General features: G+C 67.8%; 15 protein-coding genes. 6 read left to right on the top strand and 9 right to left on the bottom strand.

Annotation, left to right across the window (positions count from 1 at the left end):
- Positions 1–13: 13 nt before the first annotated feature.
- Genes CTP10_RS05240 through CTP10_RS05230 form a run of 3 tightly spaced genes read right to left on the bottom strand, consistent with a single transcriptional unit; the run spans position 14 to position 2864 of the window.
- On the bottom strand, positions 14–865 hold the full coding sequence (locus tag CTP10_RS05240) for a TatD family hydrolase (RefSeq protein WP_116317630.1): 852 nt from the start codon (positions 863–865) through the stop codon (positions 14–16).
- Positions 866–880: 15 nt separating this feature from the next.
- The gene (gene lolD, locus CTP10_RS05235) at positions 881–1621 is read right to left on the bottom strand and encodes a lipoprotein-releasing ABC transporter ATP-binding protein LolD (protein ID WP_116317629.1); all 741 of its coding nucleotides are present in this window, start codon (positions 1619–1621) and stop codon (positions 881–883) included.
- A complete protein-coding gene (locus CTP10_RS05230; protein WP_116317628.1) occupies positions 1614–2864 on the bottom strand; it encodes a lipoprotein-releasing ABC transporter permease subunit in 1251 nt (416 codons plus the stop codon). Before CTP10_RS05230 ends, lolD begins: the two co-directional genes overlap by 8 nt.
- Positions 2865–3033: 169 nt before the next feature.
- Here CTP10_RS05230 and CTP10_RS05225 point away from each other — a divergent pair, with 169 nt between their 5' ends.
- On the top strand, positions 3034–4143 hold the full coding sequence (locus CTP10_RS05225) for a hypothetical protein (RefSeq protein WP_116317627.1): 1110 nt from the start codon (positions 3034–3036) through the stop codon (positions 4141–4143).
- Between the two features lie 75 nt (positions 4144–4218).
- Positions 4219–5925 (top strand): single-stranded-DNA-specific exonuclease RecJ, encoded by a 1707-nt coding sequence (recJ, locus tag CTP10_RS05220; protein ID WP_116317626.1) that lies wholly within the window; start codon positions 4219–4221, stop codon positions 5923–5925.
- Positions 5926–5949: 24 nt separating this feature from the next.
- Here recJ and CTP10_RS05215 read toward each other — a convergent pair whose 3' ends face one another.
- A complete protein-coding gene (locus CTP10_RS05215) occupies positions 5950–6663 on the bottom strand; it encodes a peptidoglycan DD-metalloendopeptidase family protein (RefSeq protein WP_116317867.1) in 714 nt (237 codons plus the stop codon).
- A 235-nt stretch (positions 6664–6898) separates the two neighbouring features.
- Between CTP10_RS05215 and prfB the strand changes: the two genes are divergently transcribed.
- The 4 genes from prfB to CTP10_RS05195 all read left to right on the top strand — a co-directional run bounded on the left by prfB (position 6899) and on the right by CTP10_RS05195 (position 11474).
- Positions 6899–7972, top strand: a complete 1074-nt coding sequence (prfB, locus tag CTP10_RS05210) for a peptide chain release factor 2 (RefSeq protein WP_158577632.1) — start codon at positions 6899–6901, stop codon at positions 7970–7972.
- Between the two features lie 142 nt (positions 7973–8114).
- Positions 8115–8873: an SDR family oxidoreductase gene (locus CTP10_RS05205; protein ID WP_116317625.1), complete on the top strand. Its 759-nt coding sequence runs from the start codon at positions 8115–8117 to the stop codon at positions 8871–8873.
- A gap of 51 nt (positions 8874–8924) precedes the next feature.
- Complete coding sequence (gene lysS / locus CTP10_RS05200; protein WP_116317624.1) at positions 8925–10481, top strand: lysine--tRNA ligase; 1557 nt, start codon at positions 8925–8927, stop codon at positions 10479–10481.
- A 237-nt stretch (positions 10482–10718) separates the two neighbouring features.
- Positions 10719–11474 carry a glycine zipper 2TM domain-containing protein gene (locus tag CTP10_RS05195; protein WP_116317623.1) on the top strand — a complete coding sequence of 252 codons (756 nt, stop codon included), beginning with the start codon at positions 10719–10721 and terminating at the stop codon, positions 11472–11474.
- Positions 11475–11551: 77 nt separating this feature from the next.
- Here CTP10_RS05195 and iscX read toward each other — a convergent pair whose 3' ends face one another.
- From iscX to CTP10_RS05170, 5 genes are all read right to left on the bottom strand, one after another.
- A complete protein-coding gene (iscX, locus tag CTP10_RS05190; protein ID WP_116317622.1) occupies positions 11552–11746 on the bottom strand; it encodes a Fe-S cluster assembly protein IscX in 195 nt (64 codons plus the stop codon).
- A 33-nt stretch (positions 11747–11779) separates the two neighbouring features.
- Positions 11780–12118, bottom strand: coding sequence for an ISC system 2Fe-2S type ferredoxin (fdx, locus tag CTP10_RS05185; RefSeq protein ID WP_063238412.1), 339 nt, complete (start codon positions 12116–12118; stop codon positions 11780–11782).
- 41 nt (positions 12119–12159) lie between these two features.
- Positions 12160–14025, bottom strand: a complete 1866-nt coding sequence (gene hscA / locus CTP10_RS05180) for a Fe-S protein assembly chaperone HscA (protein WP_116317621.1) — start codon at positions 14023–14025, stop codon at positions 12160–12162.
- A 106-nt stretch (positions 14026–14131) separates the two neighbouring features.
- Positions 14132–14650 carry a Fe-S protein assembly co-chaperone HscB gene (gene hscB / locus CTP10_RS05175; RefSeq protein ID WP_116317620.1) on the bottom strand — a complete coding sequence of 173 codons (519 nt, stop codon included), beginning with the start codon at positions 14648–14650 and terminating at the stop codon, positions 14132–14134.
- Positions 14651–14705: 55 nt separating this feature from the next.
- Positions 14706–14945, bottom strand: a complete 240-nt coding sequence (locus CTP10_RS05170) for a DUF3565 domain-containing protein (RefSeq protein ID WP_116317619.1) — start codon at positions 14943–14945, stop codon at positions 14706–14708.
- Positions 14946–14948: the final 3 nt, after the last annotated feature.

Raw genomic sequence — 14948 nt, 5'->3', positions numbered from 1 at the left:
GCTTGTCAGCCTGTCAGGAAGTCGTGGAAGTTGTGTGTCCGGCTGGCGCCATGGACTCGGCAAAGGCCGCCAGCCGCGGCAGCGCGTCGACGGCATTGCACCAGGTCGCCTGCGCCAGGACGGCGGCATCAAGGCCGCGCAGTTCGCCCAGCACACGCGCCACGCCGGCGACTTCCGCAGGCGTGTTGCGCACCTTGTGCTGCTCGCCGAACTGGTCGTCCGAAAGCCACGCCGGCGCGATATCGGGCGCATCGGTTTCAAGCACCAGCGCATCCAGCGGCATCTCGGCCGCCAGCCGGCGGATCTGGCGCGCGCGGCTAAAGGTCACGTTGCCGCCGAAGCCGAGCTTGAAGCCCTGCTCGACAAAGCGCCGCGCCTGCTCATGGCTGCCGTTGAACGCATGCGCGATACCGCGCCTGACGCCATGCTTGCGCAGTTGCGCGCCGACCTGGTCCTGCGACTTGCGCACATGCAGCAGCACCGGCAGGTCAAATTCGCGCGCGATCTTCAGCTGCTCGGCATAGAGCCAGGTCTGATGATCGTTATCGAGACCGGCGACAAAGAAATCGAGCCCGATCTCGCCGATGCCGACAAAGCGCGGATCGCCCATGCTGGCCGCGACCTCGCGCCTGAGCGCGTCGATATCGGGCTGCCCGGCGCCGGGCGAGCACAGCGGATGGATGCCGAGCGCATAGACACATCGCGCGTCCTCGTGCGCCAGCTTGCGCACCGCCTCGAAATTCCCCACCGCCACCGCCGGCACCACGATGCCGCGCACGCCGGCGGCCTCGGCGGCGTCGGCAATCTGGCGCCGGTCAGCGTCGAACTCGCGGGCATCGAGATGGCAGTGAGTGTCGATCCACATGGTGCAACGCCGGGCTCAGCGTTCCTGGTGCAGGTGGCCGTCGCGCAGGCGCAGCACGCGGTCGCAGCGGCCGGCCAGGTCGAGGTCATGGGTGACGATGACGAAGCTGGTACCGAGCGTGCGCGACAGCTCCAGCATCAGATCGTAGACGCCGCCAGCGGTGTGGTCGTCGAGGTTGCCGGTCGGTTCGTCGGCCAGCACGCAGGCAGGCTGCCCCACCAGCGCGCGCGCGATCGCCACGCGCTGGCGTTCGCCGCCGGACAGTTCGCCGGGACGGTGCTTGGCGCGGCCGCCCAGCCCCACGCGTTCCAGCATCGCCTGCGCCGTGCCGCGCGCATCGTGCTGCGTCAGGCCGCGGATGCGCATCGGCATCGCCACGTTGTCGAGCGCGGTGAATTCCGGCAGCAGGTGGTGGAACTGGTAGACAAAGCCCAGCGAGCGGTTGCGCACCACGTTGCGCTCGCGCTCGCGCAGCGCCGTGAATGGCTTGCCGAGCAGCGCGACGCGGCCCGAGTCGGGATTGTCGAGCCCGCCCAGCACATGCAGCAGCGTGCTCTTGCCGGAGCCGGACGCGCCGACGATGGCGACCTTCTCGCCGGCGTTGACGCGCACGTCCACGCCGCGCAGCACATCGACATCGAGTTCGCCCTGGCGGAAACGCTTGGTCAGGCCCTCGGCGACCAGCACCGGCGATCCGGCGCGCGGCTGGCCCGCCGTGTTGGCGGCGGTATCCGCTTGCAGCACTGCTTCACTCATAGCGCAGCGCCTCCGCGGGGTTGACGCGGGCGGCACGCCAGCTGGGATAGAGCGTGGCCAGCGTGGCCAGCACGAAGGAGATGATGCCGATGGTGACGATGTCGTTCACGCGGGGATCCGAGGGCAATTCGCTGATGAAATAAATGTCGCGCGGCAGGAACTGCACGTGCAGCACCCGTTCGATGAAAGGCACGATCACGTCGATATTGGTCGCGATCAGCGTGCCGCCGCCCACGCCAAGGAGCGTGCCGATAAAGCCGATGGCCACGCCCTGCACGATAAAGATCTTCATGATCGAGCGGGGCTGCGCGCCCATGGTGCGCAGGATGGCGATATCGGCCTGCTTGTCGGTCACGGTCATCACCAGCGTCGACACCAGGTTGAACGCGGCCACCGCGATGATCAGCGTCAGGATGATGAACATCATGCGCTTTTCGGTCTGCACGGCGGCGAACCAGTTGCGGTTCTGCTTGGACCAGTCACGCAGGTAGAGCTCGCCCGACATGGTGCCGGCGAGCTGCTGCGCCACCTGCGGCGCGCGCTGCATGTCGTGCAGCTTCAGCCGCACGCCAGTGGGGCCGCTCAGGCGGAACAGCGTCTCGGCATCATGCATGTTGACCAGCGCCAGCGCGCTGTCGAATTCGAAATGGCCCGACGAAAAGATGCCGGTCACGGTGAACTGCTTGAGCCGCGGCAGCACGCCGGCCGGCGTGATGGTGCCCTGCGGCGCGACCAGCGTGACCTTGTCGCCGACCTGCACGCCCATGGCATTGGCCAGCTCGTTGCCCAGCGCAATGCCAAACTCGCCCGGCACCAGCGCGTTCATGCTGCCGGACTTGAACTGGCTGCCAATGTCCGAGACCTTGGGCTCCTGCGACGGCTCGACGCCGCGCAGCAGCACGCCGCGCACGGCATCCTCGCGGGTCAGCATGGCCTGCGCCGCCACATAGGGCGCGGCGCCGGCCACTTCCTTGTTCTGCATGGCCTCGGCCGCGGTGTGCTGCCAGTCGGGCAGCGACGACGGGCCGATGACCTCGATATGCGACAGCACCGACAGCATGCGGTCGCGCACCTCTTTCTGGAAGCCGTTCATCACCGACAGCACCACGATCAGCGCGGCCACGCCCAGGGCGATCCCAAGCATCGAGATCATCGAGATGAACGAAATGAAGGTGTTGCGGCTGGCGCGCTTGCTTGCGCGGGTGTATCGCCAGCCGATCTGCCACTCGTAGGGGAAGTTCAAGAGGATTCCTGTTGTTTCGGGATATCGCCGGCGCCCCTCCGAGGGGCGCCGACGGCACTCGTGCGAGCCGTCGCGGGCGCGGTCCACGCTGCACCGGACTCGGCCGGGACTGGCCCCGTACTGGCTCGGTACTCACATCGGCCAGCCGGAAGTTTACAATCTCGCCACCATGATGACGCACCTGACCCTGATTGTGCCCTTTTCCGTCCCGCCGGGCGCCGGCGACGACGGCCGCGACGACGTCATTCCCGGCGCGCTGCTGCGGCAGTTGGAGCTGCCCGCGCTCGGAAAGTTGCTGACGCGGGCCACGCCCGGCCCGCGCGAGCGCCACGACGACCCGTTTCTGCGCAGCCTCCCGCAGGAACGCTGGCTGGCCGGCAAGACGGGACTGGATACCAGCCGGGTGCCGTCGGCGCCTTATATGCAGCTGGCCGACAGCGGCGCAGCCGTCCCTGCTGCGCAGGACGGCCAGACCTGGGCCTGCCTGCAGCCGGTGCACATCCACGCGGCGCGCGACCACCTGGTGCTGATGCCGCCAACGCACCTCGGCATCCGGCCGGAAGAGGCCGACGCCCTGCGCGCCGCCATCGCTCCGCTGCTGCAGGAGTCCGGCATCGCGGTCGAAACGCCCAGCCCGTCGCGCTGGTACCTGCCCGAGTCCGTGTTCGGGCCGCTGGAAGCCACCACCCCGCTGCGCGCGGCGGGGCGCAACATCGATATCTGGATGCAGGCCGGCGAGCGTGCGCGCGACTGGCGCCGGGTACAGAACGAGATCCAGATGACCTGGTTCGACCACCCGGTCAACCAGGCCCGCGAGGCGCGCGGCGAGTTGCCGGTGAACTCGGTCTGGCTGTACGGCGGCGGCGCGCTGCAGACGGTGCCGCGCCTGGCCGACACGGTACTGAGCGACGACCCGTTCCTGGCCGGGCTGGCGCTGGCCGCCGGCAGCCGCGTGCTGCCAGTGCCAGCGGGACTGGCCGGGGTGGCCGAGGCCGAGGGATCGGTGCTGGCGATGCTGGAACGGGCCACCGAAGCCCATATCACGGAGGACTGGGGCCTGTGGATCGAGCGCATGCATGCGCTCGATGCCGACTGGTTCGCGCCGGCGCTGGAGGCGCTGGCGGCCGGCGGCATCGGCGCCGTGACGCTGGTGCTGGGGGGCGAGAACCACTTTGCCGAGTTCACCGTGACCCGCGCCGACCTGCGCAAGTTCTGGCGCGGCATGGGCCAGCGCGGCAACTGGCGCGCCCTGCTGTCCGACCTCGCCTTTGCCGCCTGAATATCGCCGAACGTCACCCAAGACCGCCTAACGTCGCCCGACTGCCGCCCCTACCGCAAGAACAAGACCCCCGCCATGACCCGGATTGCCATCCGCACCTATTCGTCCGAACACGTCACCACGCTGGCCGCCGCCGGCCTGCATCCGACCCTGGCCCGCATCCTGGCCGCGCGCGGCGTGGCGCGCACCGCCGAGCTGGCGACCGACCTGCCTGAGCTGGTGCCACCGGGCGCCATGAAAGGCATCGGCCATGCCGCCGCCTACCTCGCCGACGCCATCGCCGCCGGCAAACGACTGCTGATCGTCGCCGACTATGACTGCGACGGCGCCACCGCTTGCGCGGTTGGGGTGCGCGGGCTGCGCATGCTGGGCGCGCGGGTCGAGTACATCGTTCCCAACCGCTTCGAGTATGGCTACGGCCTGACGCCTGAAATCGTGGCGCTGGCGGCGAAGCAACAGCCCGACGTGATCGTCACGGTCGATAACGGCATCGCCAGCGTCGACGGCGTGGCCGCGGCCAATGCGCTGGGAATCGACGTGGTGGTGACCGACCACCACCTGCCGGGCGCGGAACTGCCGGAGGCGGCGGTGATCGTCAACCCGAACCAGCCCGGTTGCGAATTCCCCAGCAAGAACCTGGCGGGCGTGGGCGTGATGTTCTATGTGCTGCTGGCGCTGCGCGCCGAGCTGCGCCAGCGCGGCGTCTACACCCAGGCGACCCAGCCGCCGCTGCAGACGCTGCTTGACCTGGTGGCGCTGGGCACTGTCGCCGACGTGGTCAAGCTCGACACCAACAACCGCATCCTGGTGGCGCAGGGCCTGCGCCGGATGCGCGCGGGACGCATGCATCCGGGCGTCGCGGCGCTGTTCCGCGCCGCGGGACGCGAGGCGTCGCGCGCCAACACCTTCGACCTCGGCTTCGGGCTGGGCCCGCGCCTGAACGCCGCCGGCCGGCTGGCGGACATGTCGCTGGGCATTGAATGCCTGCTGACCGACGATGCCAACCGCGCCCGGGAAATCGCCCAGGAACTCGACAGCATGAACCGCGAGCGGCGCGATATCGAGGCCGGCATGCAGCAGGAGGCGCTGCAGATCCTGGAACAGCCCATGGCCGGTCTTGCCGGCCCCGATCCGTCGGCGCGCTTTACCGTCAGCGTGTTCAACGACACCTGGCACCAGGGCGTGATCGGCATCGTCGCATCGCGGCTCAAGGACAAGTACCACCGCCCCACCATCACCTTCGCGCCTGGCGACGAAGCCACCATCAAGGGCTCCGGCCGCTCGATCCCGGGCTTCCACCTGCGCGACGCGCTCGACCTGGTGTCCAAGCGCTGCCCGGGCATGATGGTCAAGTTCGGCGGCCACGCCATGGCGGCCGGCCTGACCGTGCGCGCCGAGCGCTTCGCCGAGTTCCAGGAGGCGTTCGAAGCGGTCGGCAAGGAATGGCTGACCGACGACCAGCTCGCGCGCGTGATCGAGACCGACGGCGATATCGAGGACCAGTGTTTCAGCCCGGAGTTCGTCACGCTGCTGGAGCAGCAGGTCTGGGGCCAGGGCTTCCCCGCCCCGACCTTTTGCGGCGAGTTCGACGTGCTGCGCCAGACCGTGCTCAAGGGCAAGCACCTGAAGCTGCAGCTGGGGCGCGGCAGCCAGCGCTTTGACGCGATCTGGTTCAACCACGCCGATTCGCTCGGCGCCAGCGCGCAGATTGCCTACCGGCTGGACAACAACACCTTCAACGGCGTCACCCGCGTGCAGCTGGTGATCGAGCACGCGCAATAGCGTGCCCGGGGATTGCCCCCGGCCCTAGCCGCGCGCCGGCAGGTACGCCATCGGATCGACCGGCTTGCCGTTGCCCCGCACCTCGAAATGCAGCTCGCTGGCGCTCGCGCCCATGCGGCCAACGTCCTGTCCGGCCGCGACCGTCGCGCCCTCGCTGACCAGCGGCTGGTCGAGGTTGCCGTAGACGGTCAGCCAGTCGTCGTTGTGCTTGACGATCACCAGCATGCCGTAGCCACGCAGGTTGCCCACATGGATGGCCCGGCCGGCGGCGGCCGCACGCACCGTGCCGTTGGCAGGCACGGCGATGGTCAGGCCCTTGCTGGCGGGCGGCGAGTAATTTGCGGTGACGCGGCCGTCGGCCGGCCATTGCAGGCGGATGCTGCTGGCGGGCGGCTTCGACGCGCCGCTGTCGACACGCGGGGTCTCGGTGACGGCCTGGCCGGTGCCGGTGCCGGCCGCGGCACTGCCGCCGGCAGGCCGCACGCGGATCAGCTGGCCCACCTCGATCTGGCTGGGGCTGGTGATCTCGCTGTTCCAGCGGGTCAGGTCGCGCACGGTGCGACCGTGCTTGCGGGCGATCGAATAGAGCGTATCGCCCCGTTCCACGCGGTAATAGCCATCCGGCACGGGGCCGCCGGTGGTGCCGCAGCCGGCCGCGACCGCGGCGGCCGTGGCCGCCAGCAGCAGGCCCAGCGCGCGGCGCCGGCCTGGTTCGATGTCATGTCTGGTTTTCGTCATGCGTCCCTGTTTGTCTTCATGCCGGGAGGCGGTTTGCGAATGCGTATTATCGCCGCGTGCGCTGCCCGGCACCGCCGGATAGACCATCGCACGCCCTTTCCGTTCGCGGCGCACCATGCCGGGGGCGGCCGGAATCCCCGAATCCGCGACCGATTCCGGGCATCAATCCGCTATAATTCAAGGTTTTCGAAGCGCAGGAACATCATGGAAGCAGAACGCCTCAACGCCATCTCCGGTGCCATCTCCGATCTCCGTTCCCGGACGGAAGATCTACGGGGGTATCTTTGACTACGATGTCAAAGTAGGAAGGCTGGACGAAGTCAACGGCTTGCTGGAAGACCCGGACGTCTGGAATAACCCCAAGCGTGCCCAGGATCTCGGCAAGGAAAAGAAGGCTCTCGAGGGCGTGGTAAGCGTCCTGGGCAAGCTCACGGACGACCTTGGCGGCGCCGACGAGCTGTTTGAACTCGCCAGGGAAGAAGGCGACGACGAGACGCTCGAATCGATCGAAACCGACGTCAAGGGCTTCGAGGAGATCGTGGCGGGCATGGAATTCCGCCGCATGTTCTCCGGCGAGATGGACCAGGCCAACGCCTTTATCGACATCCAGGCCGGCGCCGGCGGCACCGAAGCGTGCGACTGGGCCTCGATGCTGCTGCGCCAGTACCTGAAGTACTGCGAGCGCAAGGGCTTCAAGGCCGAGGTGCTGGAAGAGTCCGAAGGCGACGTGGCCGGCATCAAGAGCGCGACCATCAAGATCGAGGGCGAATACGCCTTTGGCTACCTGCGCACGGAAACGGGCGTGCACCGCCTGGTGCGCAAGTCGCCGTTCGATTCGTCGGGCGGGCGCCATACCTCGTTCTCGTCGGTGTTCGTCTACCCCGAGGTGGATGAATCGTTCGAGGTGGAAGTCAACCCGGCGGACCTGCGCGTGGATACCTACCGCGCCTCGGGCGCCGGCGGCCAGCACATCAACAAGACCGACTCGGCCGTGCGGATCACGCACATCCCGACCGGCATCGTGGTGCAGTGCCAGAACGACCGCTCACAGCACCGCAACCGTGCCGAGGCCATGTCGATGCTGAAGTCGCGCCTGTACGAGCACGAGATGCGCAAGCGCCAGGCCGAGGCCGACAAGCTGGAAGCCGGCAAGACCGACGTGGGCTGGGGCCACCAGATTCGCTCCTACGTGCTGGACCAGAGCCGCATCAAGGATCTGCGCACCAACGTGGAAATGTCCAACACCCAGAAGGTGCTGGACGGCGACCTGGACCCGTTCATCGAGGCCAGCCTCAAGCAGGGACTGTAAGGCCGTACCGGGCTGCCCGCCCCGCGCCCTGCGGCGCGGCGGCGGCACCCGCGGCGGCACGGCAACATCGCCGCATTCGCTGCGTCACAGCTGCACCTCACTGCTGTACCGCCGCACTTGCGGCCTTTCCGACCGGGGCACCATGAGCGAAGCCAATCACCTCTACATCATCACCGGCGCCTCGCGCGGGCTGGGCGCGGCACTGACCAACGCCCTGCTCGTGCCGGGCAACCGCCTGATCTGCGTGGCGCGCAGCCGCAACAATGAGCTCGAGCGCATCGCCACCATGAGCGGCGTGCCGGTGGCCTGGCACCTGCAGGACCTGTCCCAGGCCGGGCCCGCGGCCACCTGGCTGGCCAGCGTGATCGATACCCTCGACCAGCCGCCGACCAGCGCCACGCTGATCCTGAACGCCGGCGTGGTCGAGCCGATCGGCCCGGTCTCGCGCCTGCAGGAAAGCACGCTGGTGCCGCACCTGCTGACCAACCTCGCGGCGCCGATGACAATGACCGCTGCCTTCCTGGAGCGCACCGAGAAGTACGACTGCCCGCGCAAGGTGCTGGCAATCTCTTCCGGCGCGGCGCGCCGCCCGATCGAGGGCTGGAGCGCCTACTGCGCCGGCAAGGCGGGCCTCGACATGTTCATGCGCTCGGTCAACGCCGAGTACGCGCAGGCACCGGCACCGCGCACCGTGCGCGCGGTGGCGCTGGCGCCGGGCGTGATCGATACCGGCATGCAGGACGTGATCCGCAATGCCGACTTTGCCCAGGTGCAGCGTTTCCGCGACCTGAAGGCGAACGAGCAGCTCGCTTCCGCCGAGGAAACCGCGGGCCGCATCGTTGCTTACCTGCACCGCCCGGATTTCGGCAGCACCGAGCTGGACGACCTCCGCAATTACTGAAGCCATACTGACACCGCATGCGGCCCGCCGCGTGCGACGCTACAAGACATCATGACCGAACCGAACCACGCCCAGGCCAAGTCGCAGGCCAAGCCCGCCGCCACAGACACCCCCGCCGTCGACGAAAACAAGATCATCGCGGAGCGGCGCGAGAAACTGGCCGCGCTGCGCCAGCAAGGCGTGGCCTTCCCCAACGATTTCCGCCCCACCCACCAGGCCGCCGCGCTGCACGCGCAATACGGCGAGACCGACCAGGCCGCGCTCGAAGCCAGCCCGGTTGAAGTCTCGATCGCCGGCCGCATGATGCTCAAGCGCGTGATGGGCAAGGCCAGCTTCGCCACCGTGCAGGACGGCAGCGGCCAGATCCAGTTCTACATCACGCGCGACAAGGTCGGCGAAGAGGTCTACGCCGCCTTCAAGCACTGGGACCTGGGCGACATCATCAGCGCCCGCGGCGAGCTGTTCCGCACCAACAAGGGCGAACTGTCGGTCCAGGTGCGCGAGCTGCGCCTGCTTTCCAAGTCGCTGCGCCCGCTGCCGGACAAGTTCCACGGCCTGGCGGACCAGGAAATGAAGTACCGCCAGCGCTATGTCGACCTGATCGTGTCGCCGGAAACGCGCAACACCTTCCGCGCCCGCACCAACGCGATCTCGTCGCTGCGCCGCCATATGGCCGACGCCGGCTTCATGGAAGTGGAAACGCCGATGCTGCACCCGATCCCGGGCGGCGCCGCGGCCAAGCCCTTTATCACGCACCACAATGCGCTGGACATGCAGATGTTCATGCGCATCGCGCCCGAGCTGTACCTGAAGCGCCTGGTGGTCGGCGGCTTCGAGCGCGTGTTCGAGATCAACCGCAACTTCCGTAACGAGGGGGTGAGCCCGCGCCACAATCCCGAGTTCACCATGATGGAGTTCTACGCGGCCTACACGGACTACCGCTGGCTGATGGACTTCACCGAAGACCTGATCCGCAAGGCCGCGATCGATGCGCGCGGCAGCGCCGTGCTGACATACCAGGAACGCGAGCTGGACCTGTCCAAGCCGTTCCACCGCCTGACCATCTGCCAGGCGATCCAGAAGTTCGCGCCGCAATACACCGACGCGCAACTGGCCGATGCCGAGTTCCTGCGCGTTGAGCTGAAGAAGTTCGGCGTCAACACCAACGCGCCGCAGTTCCTCAATGCCGGGCTGGGCACGCTGCAACTGGTGCTGTTCGAGGAAACCGCCGAGAGCCAGCTGTGGGAGCCGACCTTTATCATCGACTACCCGGTCGAGGTCTCGCCGCTGGCGCGCGCTTCGGACACGGTGCCGGGCATTACCGAGCGTTTCGAGCTGTTCATCACCGGCCGCGAGATCGCCAACGGCTTCTCGGAACTGAATGACGCCGAAGACCAGGCCGACCGTTTCCGCAAGCAGGTCGAGCAGAAGGACGCCGGTGACGAGGAAGCGATGTATTTCGACGCCGACTACATCCGCGCGCTGGAATACGGCATGCCCCCGACGGGCGGCTGCGGTATCGGCATCGACCGTCTGGTGATGCTGCTGACGGATAGCCCCAATATCCGCGACGTCATCCTGTTCCCGCACCTGCGCAAGGAAGACTGACGGTTTGCTCCCTCTCCCGCAAGCGGGAGAGGGAGCAAACAAGCGGGTGATTCAAGCCTCCTCGCGTCGCTCGCGGGTTGTTACAGCGCCCGCTCCCCGCCCCGCAAGCCTCTCGCAACCCATTGATACAAAAGGCCTTTTCCGCCTACATATATTTACAAAAACAAACGGAAAACGCGCCCCGCTTCCGCCAAACTGGTTCCATCCCATCGCGGCCATCGCCGCACCGGAGCCACAATGCAGAGCCAAGCCACTTCGCACGACCACACCCCCGCCCCGCTGCCGCCGCAACGCCGGCTGCATCCGCTGCTCGGCGCGGCCGCCGTGGCCGTGGTCATTGCCAGCCTGACCGCCGTAGCCGCCGTCACCGGTGTGCTGCCGATCAGCAAGGCCAACCCTGACCTGCAGGCGCAGCAAAGTCAGCAAGGGGCACAGGCGCCGCAAGGGCCGCTGCCAGTCACCGCGCAGACCGCGCCGCCGCCGGGCAGTACGACGCGCCCGCCAGTCTATGACGATGGCCAGCCGGCGCAATCGCGCCCGAACACCGCCTCCTCGCAACCGACGCCGCGTACCGCTCCCGCACGCCAGGCTGCCCAGCGCGACAGCGAGCCTCGCGCCAGCCAGCGCGCCGAGGCCGACCGCCCGGCCGCCAAGGGCAGCCCGTATGCCGGCCGCATTGTCGCCGTCACGCCGATCCAGACCCAGAAGCCCAACACCAGCGGCCTGGGCGCGCTGGGCGGCGCCGTGGTCGGCGGCCTGGTTGGCAACCAGGTCGGCAAGGGCAATGGCCGTATCGTCGGCACTGTTGTCGGTGCGGTGGGCGGCGGTGTCGCAGGCAACCAGATCGAGAAGGCCGTGAGCAAGGACACGCACTACGAGGTGCGCGTCCGCATGGATGACGGCAGCCAGCGCACCTTTACGTATGAAAAGGATCCCGCGGTGCAGGTCGGCGAGCGCGTGCACATGGAGAACGGTGCGCTGGTGCGAGGCTGATTCCCACGCTCGCGCAGCACCAATGCAAAAGGCCGGCGACTATGCCGGCCTTTTGCTTCTCCCCGATACCGAAAGCTTTATTCCGCTTCCTCGATCCAGGCTTGCTGGATCGCCTCCAGGATCTTCTCGCCCGAACGTGCGGGATCGTCGGCAAAGCCGTCGAGCTCCAGCACCCAGCTGCGCAGGTCGGTAAAGCGTACGCCGGCCGGGTCGACATCAGGATATTTGTCGTACAGCGCCGAAGCAATGTCGTAGGTATCGGTCCACTTCATGGGTCGTTCTCCGCTGAGATCTGCGCCGTCGGCTCAGTGGCCTTCCTTGGCGTGGTTGATGGTGTACTTGGGGATCTCGACGGTCAGGTCGTCCTCGTCGACGATGGCCTGGCACGAGAGGCGCGAATTCGGCTCCAGGCCCCAGGCCTTGTCGAGCAGGTCTTCTTCCTTCTCTTCAGCCTCGTTGAGCGAGTCAAAGCCTTCGCGCACGATCACGTGGCAAGTGGTGCAGGCGCACGACTTCTCGCACGCGTGTTCGAGATCGATACCGTGGGAAAGGAGGGAGTCGAGGACGCTGACGCCCTTCTCGGCCTCGATCACCTTCCCTTCGGGACAGTATTCGACGTGGGGCAAAACAATGATCTGTGGCATGTCGTTTCCTGGGGTTCTGTAATGCGGTGCAGGCGCGGTGATCAGCCCAGTTCCTGCACCTTGCGCCCGGCCAGCGCACTCTTGATCGAGCGGTCCATGCGGCGGGCGGCGAATTCATCGGTGCCGTGCGACAGTTTTTCCACCGCGGCACGGATCGCCAGGTGGTCTTCGCCCCTGGCAATCTCGCGCACGCTGGCGATCAGCGCTTCGACGTCGGCGCGCTCTTCGGCCGACAGCAGGTCGCCGTCGGTCTCCAGCGCGCGCCGCGTGGCCTCGCCCAACCGGTCGGCCTCGACGCGCTCTTCAGCCAGCGCGCGGCTCTTCATGTCGTGCTCGGCTTCGCGGAAGCTGTCCTGCAGCATGCGCGCGATATCGTCGTCGGCCAGCCCGTATGACGGCTTGACCGTCACCGAAGCTTCCACGCCGGAGTGCGTCTCGCGGGCCGTCACCGACAGCAGGCCGTCGGCATCGACCTGGTAGGTCACGCGGATGCGCGCCGCGCCGGCCACCATCGGCGGGATGCCGCGCAGCTCGAAGCGCGCCAGCGAGCGGCAGTCGCTCGCCAGCTCGCGCTCGCCCTGCAGCACGTGGATCGCCATCGCGGTCTGGCCGTCCTTGAAAGTGGTGAATTCCTGCGCACGCGCCACCGGGATGGTGCTGTTGCGCGGGATGATCTTCTCGACCAGGCCACCCATGGTCTCTACGCCCAGCGACAGCGGGATCACGTCGAGCAGCAGCCAGTCTTCACCGGGAGCGTGGTTGCCAGCCAGCAGGTTGGCCTGCATTGCGGCGCCCAGCGCCACCACGCGGTCGGGGTCAAGGTTGGTCAGCGGGGTCTGGCCGAAGTGATCACCGACGGCCTTGCGGATCGAGGGCATGCGCGTGGCGCCGCCGACCAGCACCACGCCCTTGACGTCGTCGGGCGCCACACCGGCGTCGCGCAGCGCCTTGCGCACCGGCGCCAGCGTCTTCTGCACCAGATGGGCGGTGATCTTCTCGAAAGTCTCGTCGGTCAGCGTCAGGTGGACGATCTCGCCGGAGTCAAGCACGGCATCGATCACGGTGCTGTCCGCTTCCGACAGCGCTTCCTTGGCGGCGCGCGCGCGCACCATCAGCAGGCGCATGTCCTGCGCCGACAGCGGCTGCAGGCTGGCCTGCTCGACAATCCAGCACAGCAGGCGCTGGTCGAAGTCATCACCGCCCAGCGCGGAATCGCCGCCGGTGGCCAACACCTCGAACACGCCGCGCGTGAGCTTGAGCACCGAGATATCGAAAGTGCCGCCGCCCAGGTCATAGACCGCGTAGACGCCTTCGGCGGCGTTGTCGAGGCCATAGGCAATGGCTGCGGCGGTCGGCTCGTTCAGCAGGCGCAGCACTTCCAGGCCGGCCAGGCGCGCGGCGTCCTTGGTCGCCTGGCGCTGCGCCTCATCGAAATATGCCGGTACGGTGATGACCGCGCCGACGAGGTCGTCACCCAGCGTGTCTTCGGCGCGCTGGCGCAGCGTGGCCAGGATCTCGGCCGAGATTTCAACCGGGCTCTTCACCCCCGCGGCGGTCTTGATCTGCACCATGCCGGGCGCGTCGACGAAGTCGTACGGGCTGTGCTCGATATTGGCCACGTCGCGCAGGCCACGGCCCATGAAGCGCTTGACCGAGACGATGGTGTTCTTGGGATCGCGCACCGCCTCTTCCTGGGCCCGGTAGCCAATATGCGCGGTGCGGTCCGGCAGGTAGCGCACGACCGACGGCAGCAGCGCGCGGCCGCGCTCGTCGCCCAGCACCTCAGGGATGCTGCTGCGCACCGCGGCCACCAGCGAGTTGGTGGTGCCGAGGTCGATGCCGACGGCCAGGCGGCGTTGGTGGGGCGCCGGCGACATGCCGGGTTCGGAAATCTGGAGCAGTGCCATGGTAATTCTTCGCTGTCTTGTGCGGCAGGGGAAACCGCATGCGGGCCGCATGGGGGCGGTTTTCACACCGGGCGCCATTGTGTCACGGCCCCGGCAATCTTGCCGGTCAGTCTTCCAGCCGGTCGATGGCCTCGCTGGTATCGTGCTCGATCTTCTCGATAAACATCAGTTGCCGGACCGCGCCACCGGCTGCCTCGTTGTCGCCGCCATCCAGCAGCGCGCCCAGCGCGGCATGGCGCTCGCGCTTTTCCTGGCGCAGCTCGCGCAGCAGCGCATCGAGGCGGTCCACGTCGCGCGCTTCCACCGCTTCCTGCAGCGCTTCGCGCCACTCCATCTGCTGCATCAGGAAGGCGGGCGACATGGCGGTGTTGTTCTCCGCCTGCACGTCGACGCCGCGCAGCTTCAGCAGGTAGGTCGCGCGCCGCAACGGCTGGCGCAGCGTGCGGTAGGCTTCATTGGCATGCGCGGCCCACTGCATGGCCACGCGGCGCTCGGCATCGCCGGCGTTGGCGAAGCGGTCCGGGTGCGCCTGCGACTGCACGGTGAGATAGGCCGCATCCAGCGCGGCCTCGTCTACGCCGAACTGCGCCGGCAGACCGAACAGCGCAAAAAAATCGTCTTTCAACTGCTTCCCCAAGAAAAAAGAGCGGCCGCGCCGCCCCTTCGTCCATTTGCCGCCGTCACCGGCCGGCAGGCTGGCTGGCCCGCGCCAGGGCCCACTCCGCCGGCGGTTCGTTGCGGTCGCACTTCAGGCAATTCACCCGCGCGCCAACCATGCCGGCGCGGCCCTGCTCGCTCTGTGTCCACGGCCGCAACTGCCACGGCGGATCGTGCCGCACGTGCTGGCCATGGCCGCAATCGAGTTCAGCCACCCAGTAGCCTTCCGCGTCCCGGTGGAATCCGGTGATGCTGCGCTCCACCGA

Origin of the sequence: Cupriavidus sp. P-10 (assembly GCF_003402535.2) — a bacterium.
Classification (GTDB): domain Bacteria; phylum Pseudomonadota; class Gammaproteobacteria; order Burkholderiales; family Burkholderiaceae; genus Cupriavidus.
Note: the sequence above shows the minus strand (reverse complement) of the source record. Positions and strands in the feature narration are given on the sequence as shown.

Bases quoted from the DNA above. Each gene is read 5' to 3' on its own strand.
- iscX (WP_116317622.1), bottom strand. From the start codon at position 11,746: ATGAAGTGGACCGATACCTACGACATTGCTTCGGCGCTGTACGACAAA.
- CTP10_RS05225 (WP_116317627.1), top strand. From the start codon at position 3,034: ATGATGACGCACCTGACCCTGATTGTGCCCTTTTCCGTCCCGCCGGGC.
- lolD (WP_116317629.1), bottom strand. From the start codon at position 1,621: ATGAGTGAAGCAGTGCTGCAAGCGGATACCGCCGCCAACACGGCGGGC.
- CTP10_RS05215 (WP_116317867.1), bottom strand. From the start codon at position 6,663: ATGACGAAAACCAGACATGACATCGAACCAGGCCGGCGCCGCGCGCTG.
- CTP10_RS05195 (WP_116317623.1), top strand. From the start codon at position 10,719: ATGCAGAGCCAAGCCACTTCGCACGACCACACCCCCGCCCCGCTGCCG.
- CTP10_RS05240 (WP_116317630.1), bottom strand. From the start codon at position 865: ATGTGGATCGACACTCACTGCCATCTCGATGCCCGCGAGTTCGACGCT.
- hscA (WP_116317621.1), bottom strand. From the start codon at position 14,025: ATGGCACTGCTCCAGATTTCCGAACCCGGCATGTCGCCGGCGCCCCAC.
- fdx (WP_063238412.1), bottom strand. From the start codon at position 12,118: ATGCCACAGATCATTGTTTTGCCCCACGTCGAATACTGTCCCGAAGGG.
- CTP10_RS05205 (WP_116317625.1), top strand. From the start codon at position 8,115: ATGAGCGAAGCCAATCACCTCTACATCATCACCGGCGCCTCGCGCGGG.
- recJ (WP_116317626.1), top strand. From the start codon at position 4,219: ATGACCCGGATTGCCATCCGCACCTATTCGTCCGAACACGTCACCACG.
- lysS (WP_116317624.1), top strand. From the start codon at position 8,925: ATGACCGAACCGAACCACGCCCAGGCCAAGTCGCAGGCCAAGCCCGCC.